Source organism: Chitinophaga sp. HK235 (assembly GCF_018255755.1).
Classification (GTDB): domain Bacteria; phylum Bacteroidota; class Bacteroidia; order Chitinophagales; family Chitinophagaceae; genus Chitinophaga.
The window spans coordinates 2,875,282-2,887,845 of record NZ_CP073766.1; the positions used below are offsets into that span (position 1 = coordinate 2,875,282).

The following is a 12,564-nucleotide window of genomic DNA, read 5'->3' on the forward strand; positions in this document are numbered from 1 at the left end:
AAAACAATGATTTTTTATTTTGATGAAGGAATGGGGTCATGTTTTACCATGGGCTTTCTTCTCCACTTCTATCGTTACTGAAATACTTGCCTGTGGGGCCATCTGCCTCCAGCGTGGCAAACCGCACCAATAATGCAGCAGCGCCTTCCACAGAGCCGGTACCGGAATGGTTATTGAAATCGGTGGCCGTATATCCGGGGTCCACCGCATTCACTTTGAATGCAGTATCCCGCAGTTCGTAGGACAGCGCCAGCGTATAAGCGTTGAGGGCCGTTTTGGAAGGTCCATATGCAGCTGATTTTATAGGATAGTACACCCATGCCGGATCGCTGTGCAAGGTCAGCGAAGCAAGACCGGACGTAACATTTACAATTCTTGGCTGTTCAGCTGCTTTCAACAGGTCCAGAAACGTCTGCGTTACATTGATGACACCAAAAAAATTCGTTTCAAATACTTCACGAATGGCAGCCTGGGGCGCTGCAGAAGGAGTTTGCGGTAATTGGCCGAGGATGCCTGCATTGTTAATCAGCACATCCAGTTGCGAAGTAGTACGGCCGATCTCTTCCCTTGCTTCGATAATGGAATCTATATTGGTTACATCCAGCGGAATCACTGCTGTATTGGTATTACCCAGCAGCGCGGCTGCTTCCGCTCCTTTTGCGGCATCGCGGCAACCGATATATACGAAATAACCTGCGTTCAGTAGTTGTCTGGCTGTTTCCAAGCCTATGCCTTTGTTGGCCCCTGTAATCAATGCTTTTTTCATCGTATCCGTATGATTTAATGTTGTAGCACAAAATTAACTGTGGGCTGCCATTTGAAACTGCACACATTACGGGATCAATGGTACATTTTCCGGGTGGCGGTACGGAAGGCAAGCGGGGTCTCGTTGCAACCGCGTTTAAAGAAACGGTTAAAATAGGAGGCATCTTCAAAACCCAATGTATAGGCGATCTCTTTAATAGAGTGATCGGTATGAAAAAGCAGCCGTCTGGCTTCCAGCAACAAACGCGTATGAATATGTGCTATCGCAGGTTTACCGCTCTGCTGGCGTATCACATCGCCCAGGTGACCAGCTGTAATGTTCAACTGCTCTGCATAGGCCGCCACTTCATGGTGTATGGCATGGTTGGTCTCTATCAGACCGAGGAATTTCTTCAGCAGCACACGGTCTGGTTTATTTTCTTCTGCGGTAAATTTTTCGGTATATAACCTGCTGAGATAAATCAGCAATACATGCAGGTATGCCTGCAACATACTGTTATGCCAGTCTGGCCGCTGCTCATACTCTGAAGCCATCATCAGCATCGTATCCCGGAGATAGGCCACCTCTGCTGCCTGCAGCAGCATCTCATGTCCATTGCAAGGATTTTGCAGGATGGGCAGCGTTCTTATGGGCTGATACGCGGTGGCGGCAAGAAAAGCATCCGTAAAACAAAGTACGATTCCACGCATGGGTTCCGCATGTTCTTTTACATGCACCTGCTGTGGGGCCGTAAAATAAAAAGTATCAGGCTTCAGTGTATAAGGTTGCATATCCACCCAGTGCTTGCTGCTACCCTGTTCCACCAACACCAGCATATAAAAGTCTTTCCGGTGTGGCGCCAGAAAAAAAGATGGATGCTCCCTGGATTTCCCATCAACGATACGAATATCAAAAAGGTTATCCTTGCCACCCGATTGCTCCAGCGAATATTTTGGAATAACGGAAGATGAGAATGATGTATGCATATCACAAATGTAACAATTGTTTCATATTACAGTAAATAAGAGAAATGCATGACCCTATCTTCCTGTGATGGCTTTGTCCGGCGATAAATATCACGTACAACAGCAGTGTCCCCGATTCCGGAGACACTGCTGTTGTAAAACAATTTATGTTATGGTTTGGTCCAGAAGAGATCCGGATTGTTGGTCACATGGGTAATATAGGAAACCTTCTTGGGGCTTTCTAATGTCTGGTTCTGCTGATTAAGGGCATCAAGCGGTACCAGCTGTATATAGTTGAGTTGTTTGCCGGCAACAGGTGTTTCTGTATCGTACATACTGGCCACAGGACACTCCAGGCGATAGAGGTTTTTAGCCATATAGTTATCCAGATACATTTCTTTGGTTTGTGAATTTTTCTTGTTCCAGTTGGCATCAGGATTGAGGATCAGTGTCTGACCATTGATCAGCCGTTCCCGTACTTCTTTGAGTCCCAGCAGTTCTCCTTTTTCATTCATAACATAGGCACCAAAAGTAGGGTCCATCCAGACCCATCTTTTCAGCTCATCTGAGTAGACCATGTTGATAACATGACAGTCATCAAACTTCAGCTCTTTGGGCATACAGGTTACAAAGCGAGACTTGAAACCCATCGCCAGGTAACATTCATTCAATACGGTAGCCATCATGCGGCAGTTGAAAGGCCTACCTTCTTTCTGGCAGATGCGGATAATATCGATAGCATTCCTTAAGGTGGGGTTATTACTGTTGCCATCATGCCGGATGATATTATGTACCCATTGCATCAGGTTGATCATTTTGGAGGCATCGTTGCCGGTGCCGGCAATGGAATCCAGTTTAAGATCGTGCCGGATACGCTTTAAGGCAGTATCGTTAGCTGGCTGATAGGTAAAGGCAGGCTGTTCTCTTTTGTCGTTATAGTTGTATTGTTTGGCCTTCTTTAATATCTCCAGCCGGGATGGCTCATACCGGACTCTCGTCAGGGCGGAGTCTTTGCCATTCAGCAGGATATAGAAGTCCTGGGGATGCTCTGGTTTTACGGTGATTGAAATGGAATCCACATCCGTGTAAAAGGTCACTTTCTTTGCAGATGTAGGATAGATGTCGGGTTTGGTTTCTGGCTCAATGGTCCAGGCATTCTTTCTAAAGTTGGGCCCATCCTTTATGCTGACTGTTTTTGAAGTAGCCCGGATAACGGGTAATTTCTGTTGGGCGAATACAGTACAGACAGGTAAAATTCCCAAAAAGACGAGTACAGTTGATAACTTCATGGCATATCGATTTTAACGCGGACAATACATTATTTGATAAAGACGATTGAGGTTGATAAAGGTTGCAACAAATTTCTATTTATTTTCAAATAAAACATATTATAAAAATAAACATATCAAACAATCAGTAACTATCTGGTGTAAAAGGTAAGAAACAACATGTAATGTTGGCAGGCTGATGCTAAGATCATTTAAAATATCCCGGAAATGGTGGATGCTAATATACAGTGGCATCGGAATACTTTTTATACTAGCTACAGCAAACATCATTTTAAACAGGGTTATTCAAAATAAGGTCAGTGAAAAACTGCAGCATCTTTCTCCTCAGTTAAAAGTTAGTTTTTCATCCATCAAAAGTAATCTATTCGCCTCCTCCCTTTCATTGAACAATCTTACAATAGATTATACCCCTGACAGCAACAAGACCCAACATCAACACACCTTTCATTTTTCAGCAGTTGAACTACATGGTATTAATTTTCTCCTGATGCTGTTTCGCCGAACACTTTCCATCAATAATTTAAAACTCAGTAATGGAGAAGTGAATCTGGACCGGTTCTTAATGAATAAAAAAGATACTGCACAAAAAAATCTGTTTGCTCACGCTCCTTTCAAAAGTATATCGGTGAATCATTTTGAACTAACCACTATCCATGTATGGGAGCATACTGATCAGGACAATAAGCTACTGCTAAAGGGAAACATTGGTATTGATGATATCAATATAAATGATGTAAAGAAAGCATTCACTACCGATAATTTTCATTTCGGTGCTATCAAAAGCAGTTTATCCGAAATCAATTATACCATACCGAATGCTCATCATACGCTGATGATAAAACAGGTAACCATAGATAGTCCCCAGGGAATACTGCAGATAAATTCCATCAAACTACTTCCACAGTACAGTAAATCCGACTTTTTCAGGAAAACCGACAACCAGCCCTTATACATTGAGTCAAGCATTGCGAACATATCCATCCTAAAACCGGATATCCGGAAGTTGTTTGATAAAAAGCTGGAGGCTGAAAAAATAATTTTTAACAACCCTGATTTTAATATCTACAGTGAAGCGATTGGGGCACAACAAACATTATCCCGGTCATTTCTTTTTATTGACCTGAAAAAAATTCTTTTAGCGATACGAACAGATTTGTTCAGGATGAATCACTCTTCCATTACTTATGAAGAAACAACAGGAGCGCAATTAAAACTAAATGGCAATGCTGAAATGAATAAAGTAAAAATCAATATAACAGATAGCCTTTTCAGCAATAATGACATTCATTTTAAAACGCTCACCTGCGCCTTAGCCGATATTCATGCTGCTATACCTGGCAGTTATCATGACATTCAAATAAAGAAGCTGGATATTGATCATAAAGGAACATTACAGGCTACTTCTTTGAGGATTAGTCCGCAATACAACAAGTTTGAGGTGGGACAAAAAGCAGGGCGGCAGACAGATGTTGTTGATGCTACCATTTCCGGCATAACCATCACCAGACTGGATATTAGCAAGTATTTTCAGCAAAAAATAATAGCGGAACAAATATGGATAAAGGAAAGCAACATCTATATTTTCCGGGACAGAAGATTACCTCGTATATCACAATATAAACCACTACCGGTTGCATTTCTGAAGAGTATTCCGATTCATATCCGGGTACATCATTTCAAGGTGTCTGAGTCAACGCTGTCGTATGAAGAATTTCCCAAAGACGGATTACAAACAGGTTTGCTGAAGATAGAAAAACTTCAGCTTTCCCTATCTCCGATTATCAGCCATCCCGGCCCATCCGACCCTGATCATATGGACCTGAGTATGGAAGGTTCTATAATGGGGTCAGGAACAATCAAGGCGTCTGTTTATTTACCGTTTAACCCTGGTAAGGATTATTATGTCAGCGGAGCGATTGACAATTTAGATCTTACCAGCTTAAATTCATCAGCAGAAAATCTTGGTAAATTTCATATTGAATCGGGCCTGCTTAATAATTTATCATTTCAATTCAGTCTGAATGATGAAAAAGCAAGTGGAAAGGTTGAGGGAGAATACCATAATCTTGTGGTGGACAAATTAAAAGGGCAGCAAAAAAAAATAGCAAAGTTCCCATCCTTCCTGCTGAAACATGTGATCATTCCTAAGAATAAGGATCAATCAGTGCCTGTGGCCCGTCGTACAGGTACTATAGATTATAAGTTTGACCATACACGTTTTATTTCCTTCTACCTTTTGAAATCACTGCTATCCGGTATAGAGTCCAGTTTTACATTCGGATTTCTTCTTCCCAAGTAATCATTTGTATTTTCGAATCAGAGGCCCTATCGGGCCCCTGATTGAAATTTATCATTCCTGAAAACACTGATGTTCTAATAGCACCTCCATTACCCCTGTACCTTTCCCGATTAAATATTTCCCCAAACAGACCACCCGCTGGTACTTATCCAGTAAGTACTGGTTATGACAGTGCCATTGGCAGCAAAAACATCGATATAGTTAGCTGCACGCGAGGTGACTGCAGGGATCGCGTTGATAGGTCCGCCAAGGCTTACAGAAGACGACCAGCCTGTTGTACTTGTCCAGCTGAAACTTACCAGTGCACTGCTGTTCCTGGCAAAAACCTGCAGATTGTTTGCATCTCTGGCCACAGCAACAGGATCAGACGAGAGCGAGCCACCCAGATCACTCCAGGTGCCCCAACCGGTACTTTCCACCCAGTCAAGTGTAACCAGGCTGTTGGTGGCACTTTTGGCAAAGACGTTCAACAGCTGCGGCGCCCTGGAATTAACTGCCGGTGCGCCGGCAATATTACCACCCAGATTGTTCCATGCCGACCATCCACCGCTGGTAGACCAACTGATATGTGTCAGATTATTATTGATAGTTTGGGCAAAGACATGCAGGTTATTGGCATCTCTGGAAGCTACTGCCGGCTGCGATGTAAGATTACCACCCAGATCTTCCCAGGCAGACCATCCACCGGTACTGGTCCAGGTTCTGGTAACCAGGGTATTACTGGCGCTTCTGGCAAAAACACTGATCACACCAGGCGTTCTGGAATTCACTACCGGTGCATCGGTAATATTACCGCCCAGGTCTTCCCAGGTTCCCCATCCTTTTAATAGGGTCCAGGAAATGTGTATCAGATTATTGGAAGGCCCTTTGGCAAAAACATCCATGAAACCGGCAGCCCTCGATACAGCAGCAGGGAGAGAGGAAATAGGACCGAGTAGCTGCCATTTCGACCATCTACCGCCGCTATTCCAGGATTTATGCATCAGATTACTGGCAGGTCCTATCCCAAAAACACTCATATTACTGGCATCCCTGGAAATAGCCACGGGCGGGGAATAACAAGGTGTTTCCTTGGGAAGACGATACAAATATTCCAGTGCGAGGCGATCATTGGCATTAAAGCTGGCAGTGGTGTCGCCAATAGTACCCAGGCTGTAACATTTCAGCATAAAAGAGCCAGCATCCGGCCCTGTAGGGGTACCGGGAATTGCTATAGCGCCGACACCAACAGCTCCTTCATTGGCACTACTACCACCACAACTATAGGCGGAATTCATCCAGTCTGTATGCCGCAACCCTATAGTATGGCCCATCTCATGTTCTACTACATGCCGTATAAAATCTACGTTATTACCCAATTGGGAAGAACAGGTATTGATAGTAATGGTAGGATATGGATTACCGTTAGCAGGGAATCCGGAAAAGCCCAGCGCGCCCCCTGGCTGACAGTACCCCTGTACCGTAATGTTCGCTGAAGTGCTGGTCACATATATAAACTTCAGATCAAGGTCCAGCGCATTGTAGTTATCTATCGCCTGCCGTACTGCTATCACAAAAGGAGTGCTGAGCCCAACAGTCCGTACAGTCAGCGTGCGTGGCAAACCAGTTACCACCAGCGTGGTCCTGTATTGCTCCACCTCCGCAATCCGGAGAGAGATACCGGCCGGTCTCAAGTCACGTTCATACAACAGGATATCCCGCTCTACCAGATAACCACTGTCGATACGTTGTACATCTTTGATACTGAAGCCTGCTGCCTTGATACGGTCAAGGACAGAAGCAGGAACAGGACCTGTATTATTGTCCTGTGCAGGATGTTCCTTCCTGCAGGAAATGCTCAAACAGAGGAGCAGACAGCATAGGAAAAGAAAAAATTTGTTTAGCATAGATGACAGATTTTTTTTTTGCTACATCAAATAATGAATACAGAGCCAGGCTTTCGGGGAAGGGTAATACCGTGGGGATGCGGTATCTGTGCCATAGAATAGTTTATCAGATAGTACCGTAAATATATAGAGGAATGCTGCTGCCTCACAGCTGGCAGACATACACATTATCAATATAAACAATTAATTTGTTTACTGACAAAATTGCTTCATTAACTCCACCAGATCTGATGTGATCTTTGTTTTATCATAAGCCAGATACAGCGTATTCTCAGTAGGTACCCTACCGCTCCAGATTATCTTCAGGTCGTCGTCCAACAGGTAATCTGCCGCTACTGTCAAAGCCGGGCAGTGCTTCAGCGATTTTAAGATAAGATTCATGTCTGGTATTACACAGTATGGTTTAATATCCGGACGTTTGTAGAAGTTCTTTTGCCAGAATTTACGAATGATAGCAAGATCTGTCGTATATGCAAACCATGACTGCGATAATAGCCATGCTTCTCCGCTTTCCCAGTCTTCTTCACTGATGTAATTATCAAATTCAGTGGTGTCAATTGTTTTGCTGCCTGCAATGATAAAAGTCTCCTGCCGGATAGGTTCAAAAACAAGGTTCTTATAATCGGCCAACTTAGTAGCTACCACAAAATCCAACGTCCCTTTGTGCAACCTGCCAAGTAAATCTCTGGTGCGCCCAAAAGACAAAATAAGATTTGTATCAATGGTGGTTATATTTTCAGATAATACAGCTTGAAAATACTCTTGCACAACACCTAGCCGGATGATGGGCAACTGCTTTTTTAAGCAGACAGCATTAAAACTCGCCTCCACTTTCTCCAACTTCTCCAGTGGCCCGACTACCTGTGTATAAAACAACTTACCATACTCTGTAGGCACTATTTTGGGCTTCCGTTCAAATAATGTCTTTCCTACATACGCTTCCAATGCGGATAGATGCTGGCTCACATTGGGCTGTGATATAAACAAAGCCTTTGATGCAGCTGTCAGCGATCCTGTTTGATAGACGGCTTTAAATGTTCTGTACCATTCCAGATTTACCATACAATAAAGGTATAATTGTTTTTATAACGGCCCATAAATCAACCTATTTTATTTATAAATCCCTACTGCGGACATTTGCTATCAAACGATAATAAAATGGAGATTTTACCACAGGTACAGGAAGTATTGACTTACATTCAGTCAGTTAAGCCTACCCATATCGAAGACAAATTGCAGTCTTCAAGAACGTTCTACGAAAGGTTGATACCACTTGCAGGAGAGCAGGAAACTGTATTTGCAGTCGAAGACAAAACCATCGGATTTACCGACCGGAAAATTAACATCCGGATTTACAGGCCTTGTGACAAAAAAACATTACCGGCAGTAGTCTATTTTCATGGCGGCGGGTTCTTCAAGGGAAGTCTTGAATCACATGACCGTCCCTTGCGGCAGCTTGCTAATTTAGCAGAGGTAGTCATTATTTCAGTTGACTACAGACTTGCTCCTGAATACCCATTTCCTCATGGTTTGAATGATTGTATCGACACTACTGAATGGATTATCAACCATGCAGCAGAACTGGGAATAGATCCCCATTGCGTGGGCGTAGCCGGAGATAGCGCCGGAGGTACATTAGCTACTGCTGTAGCTGGAAGGGTGAATAACATTTTATGCCAGGTACTCATCTACCCTGCTACAGACTCCTCTCTTGCAACTCCCTCCTGGTCAGCGTTTGCAGAGGGTCCTATTTTGACCTTGAAACAAGGTATTGAATTATGGGAGTATTATACAGAAGATAAAATCAATGCAGCCCCCATATTCAATGATAATTTGTCAGGTATGCCAGATACATTCATTATAACAGCAGAATATGACCCAGTGCGGGATGAAGCTATGACCTATGCAGAAAAACTGCGCCATGCAAATGTGCAGGTAACTGAAAAGCTCTACCCGAAAATGATACATGGGTTCTTTCAAATGGGAGGCCTAATAGATCAGGGCAGAGAGTCAATTGCAAGAATAGCAGCGTATATCAGATATAAATTAGTAAAATGAGGGGTATATAAATAATCAGCTTTGAGCAGTTTGTCAATAGCAACATGGTGAATGAAGCAATGAACTAACATTGTACAATATTCTTTATACATTTGTATTGATTTAATTAATCTTCATCCCCTCAATGCACAGTAACCTTTTTGCTTATATCAACCGGTATATTTCATCGCCACTTACAAGCGAAGAAGAAGCCTTAATTGAAGCCGCCTTTCAACCTAAAAAGCTGAGAAAGAAACAATATTTTCTGCAGGAAGGTGCTGTATGTAAATATGTTGGTTTTATTGTTAAAGGCGCTATGCGGCAATACAGCATAGATGAGAAAGGCGTAGAACACATCGTACATCTATACATTGAAAATTACTGGGCATCCGACCGCGAAAGTTCTATTATGCTTACCCCTTCCAAATATAATATTGATGCATGGGAGGACACGGAGCTACTCATTATTACAAGAGCAGAAATGTTGGATTTGATGGGAAAAATACCCTCCCTGGTGGAAATGATACGATTGATGGATGAAAGAAATGCCATTGCTAACCAACGCAGGCTAAACGCTACTATTAGTAATACCGCTGAAAAAAATTATGAAGAATTTGCTGAAAACCACCCACAATTTACCCAGCGATTTCCGCAACACATTATTGCTTCTTATTTGGGTATTACCAAGGAAACTTTAAGCAGAATCAGAAAACAGGCAAGGAAGTAATCATTCACTATACATTTTTTTCTGTACAAAAGCGTTGATAAATATCAACGCTTTTTTTTATCATTTCTCGTCGTTGCATGAGTTGCATACGATGCAACTTTACATTGTTAAACCAATAAAGAAATAACATTGAAAAATTTAAAGAAATGAGCAATACAAATTTAAAGAACGCACCTGCTACTCAACTCCTCCGCAAAAGTTTAGACACATTTCTCGCAAAAGACATGAAAGGTTGGTCAGAGCTTTGTGCAGATGATGTCGTAGCTGAATTTCCTTTTGCTCCCGAGAGTACGCCAGCAAGATTTGAAGGTCGCGACGCACTTTACGCTTATTTGAAAGATTACCCAAGCTATATAGATGTGAAATCTATTCCTACTTTAAAAATTTACCCGACTGATGATGAAAATGTAGCCATTGCAGAATGGAGTGTTTCAGGCGTTGTAATAGGAAATGGTAATCCTTATGAAATGAGCTACGCTACTTTTGTAACATTCCGTGACGGCCTTATCGCAAACTATCGTGAATATTGGAATCCGCAGGCATTTATGAAGGCAATGAGTGGTGGAAATTTTACTGCTGAATAATACTTACAAAGGCATTCTCAAACGCGTGTATGTCATACCTGTCATTTGCGAGCGGTCTTTTGAAAAAGAATTTTAACGTGACAAAATTCTAATTACTGTATCACTCTTAATTTAAAAAAATCATGAAAAAGATATTCACATTACTTATAGCAATTTTGTTTGCAATGGCACTGAAAGCGCAGTCTAACGAAGTGTTTGCCGGTGCAGATCTGATTGTTTATAATGCAAAAATTACTACACAGATCCAATCACAACCGCAAGCCTCAGCGCTCGCAGTAAAAAGAGGAAGGATCTATGCCGTGGGTACAGACTCCGAGATACTTAGTCTGAAGGACAACAATACAAAGTTGATTAATGCAAACGGAAGGCGTCTTATCCCAGGATTAAATGATGCACACACCCATATCCTAAGCGAAAGGAGTTTCAATTATAATGTCAGATGGGAGGGTGTGCCCACACTGCAACAGGCATTGGAGATGCTAAGCGAGCAGGCAAAACGAACTCCGGAAGGACAATGGGTGAAGGTAATTGGTGGCTGGTCGCCTTACCAGTTTAAAGAAAACAGGTTCCCAACCATGGACGAACTTAAGAAAGCAGTTCCTGATAGACCGCTGATCGTTCAATATGCCTACAACCAGGCTTTTTTGAATGAGCTGGCGATGAAAGCATTCGGTGTAGGAACCGACCAGTTTCCAGGTATGCCAGGTACCGAATTTGAAAAAGATAAAGAAGGACATTACACAGGTATTGTGCATAGCTATACGTTCACCTTTATCTCGCTGGAATATTTGGTACCTCAGGCTTCCTTCGAAGAGCAGGTGAGTTCAATAACAAATGTAGTTCACGAACTAAACCGTTTCGGCATCACCACAGCTCTTGACGCAGCTGCCGCCAGCGGATATGCCCAAGGGCACGCTCCTATAGACTTTTTGGCAAAGGAAAATCGGCTGAACATACGATTTCCTTTTATCGACATTCAATTTGGCGATGTCAGCGCCCCTACTATGGTAGATGCAGAGATCGACGCTATAACAAAAAGATCCCCCATAAGCCCGAGAGAAAATATTGATCCCACAATGGCACATGGTCACGAGTATGAAGGCACAGGTGAAATGCTGAGGTTGGTACTGCACGATCACGAAAACTTCGATAAACCGGCTATCATCGTCAACAAAGATTCGATGCGTCTGTATATAGAAGAAGACGTTACCAAACTGGTGAAGAAAAGAATACCCTTCCGTATGCATATCAGTTATAATGAAAATATCACACCCTTTCTGGACGCCCTGGAAGAGGTGAACCGAAAGACACCTTTGGAGGGGTTGCGCTGGAGCATAGAACATGCTGAAACGATAACGCCGGAAAATATTGCCAGGGTAAAGAAACTCGGCGGAGGTATAGCGCTGGACGGTAAAATGGCCTTGCATGGTGATGGTTTTATAAAAACATATAGCCGGGAAAAAGCATTGCAAACACCACTGTTGCGGCTGCTGGTAGATAGCGATATTCCGCTGGCAATGACGACGGACGCATTCAGAGCCTCCTCATTCAACCCATGGACAAGCATTAGCTGGATGATTACAGGGAGGTCTGTATCGGGATCTGAAATACTCGCAAAAAACAACCGTTTGACCCGTGATGAGGCGCTTAAATTATTTACTATCGGCCCCGCATGGTTCGAGCATCAGGAAGATGAGAATGGCAGGATTGCTCCGGGGTATCTGGCAGATTTTGCTTTACTAAACAAGGATTTCTTTGCCATATCCGACAACGAAATAAAATCTATTTCTTCCGTATTAACAATTGTTGATGGCAGAGTTGTATTTGGTGCTCAGGAATTTAGCAACTTGTCTCCGAAATTGCCTGAAACGATTCCTTCGTGGTCTCCGATAAAGTACTTTGGGGGTTACTACAAAGAGAATTGACATTTAATACAAAAATCGAATTAAGCAACAACATATAAAAAGCCATTGACAAATGTCGACGGCTTTTTATATCGTCGGGAGATTTGTAATTGATGCAATACTAAATC

General features: G+C 42.7%; 10 protein-coding genes. 5 read left to right on the plus strand and 5 right to left on the minus strand.

Annotated features, from left to right (window positions below):
- Window positions 1-43 precede the first annotated feature (43 nt).
- The 3 genes from KD145_RS09790 to KD145_RS09800 form a co-directional block, all read right to left on the minus strand.
- Window positions 44-766, minus strand: coding sequence for an SDR family NAD(P)-dependent oxidoreductase (locus tag KD145_RS09790; protein ID WP_212005710.1), 723 nt, complete (start codon window positions 764-766; stop codon window positions 44-46).
- Between the two features lie 74 nt (window positions 767-840).
- Window positions 841-1,731 (minus strand): helix-turn-helix domain-containing protein, encoded by an 891-nt coding sequence (locus KD145_RS09795; protein WP_212005711.1) that lies wholly within the window; start codon window positions 1,729-1,731, stop codon window positions 841-843.
- A 149-nt stretch (window positions 1,732-1,880) separates the two neighbouring features.
- Window positions 1,881-2,999, minus strand: a complete 1,119-nt coding sequence (locus KD145_RS09800; protein ID WP_212005712.1) for a transglutaminase family protein — start codon at window positions 2,997-2,999, stop codon at window positions 1,881-1,883.
- A gap of 1,003 nt (window positions 3,000-4,002) precedes the next feature.
- Between KD145_RS09800 and KD145_RS09805 the strand changes: the two genes are divergently transcribed.
- Complete coding sequence (locus KD145_RS09805) at window positions 4,003-5,298, plus strand: DUF748 domain-containing protein (protein ID WP_212005713.1); 1,296 nt, start codon at window positions 4,003-4,005, stop codon at window positions 5,296-5,298.
- Window positions 5,299-5,408: 110 nt separating this feature from the next.
- Here KD145_RS09805 and KD145_RS09810 read toward each other — a convergent pair whose 3' ends face one another.
- On the minus strand, window positions 5,409-7,184 hold the full coding sequence (locus tag KD145_RS09810; RefSeq protein ID WP_212005714.1) for a M57 family metalloprotease: 1,776 nt from the start codon (window positions 7,182-7,184) through the stop codon (window positions 5,409-5,411).
- Window positions 7,185-7,376: 192 nt separating this feature from the next.
- The gene (locus tag KD145_RS09815) at window positions 7,377-8,246 is read right to left on the minus strand and encodes a LysR family transcriptional regulator (RefSeq protein WP_212005715.1); all 870 of its coding nucleotides are present in this window, start codon (window positions 8,244-8,246) and stop codon (window positions 7,377-7,379) included.
- Window positions 8,247-8,342: 96 nt separating this feature from the next.
- On the opposite strand from KD145_RS09815, the gene KD145_RS09820 reads away from it, so the two are divergent.
- From KD145_RS09820 to KD145_RS09835, 4 genes are all read left to right on the plus strand, one after another.
- Window positions 8,343-9,242: an alpha/beta hydrolase gene (locus KD145_RS09820; RefSeq protein WP_212005716.1), complete on the plus strand. Its 900-nt coding sequence runs from the start codon at window positions 8,343-8,345 to the stop codon at window positions 9,240-9,242.
- A gap of 124 nt (window positions 9,243-9,366) precedes the next feature.
- The gene (locus tag KD145_RS09825; RefSeq protein WP_212005717.1) at window positions 9,367-9,948 is read left to right on the plus strand and encodes a Crp/Fnr family transcriptional regulator; all 582 of its coding nucleotides are present in this window, start codon (window positions 9,367-9,369) and stop codon (window positions 9,946-9,948) included.
- Between the two features lie 146 nt (window positions 9,949-10,094).
- The gene (locus KD145_RS09830) at window positions 10,095-10,532 is read left to right on the plus strand and encodes a nuclear transport factor 2 family protein (protein ID WP_212005718.1); all 438 of its coding nucleotides are present in this window, start codon (window positions 10,095-10,097) and stop codon (window positions 10,530-10,532) included.
- A gap of 122 nt (window positions 10,533-10,654) precedes the next feature.
- Window positions 10,655-12,457 carry an amidohydrolase gene (locus KD145_RS09835; protein ID WP_212005719.1) on the plus strand — a complete coding sequence of 601 codons (1,803 nt, stop codon included), beginning with the start codon at window positions 10,655-10,657 and terminating at the stop codon, window positions 12,455-12,457.
- The last annotated feature ends 107 nt before the right edge of the window (window positions 12,458-12,564 follow it).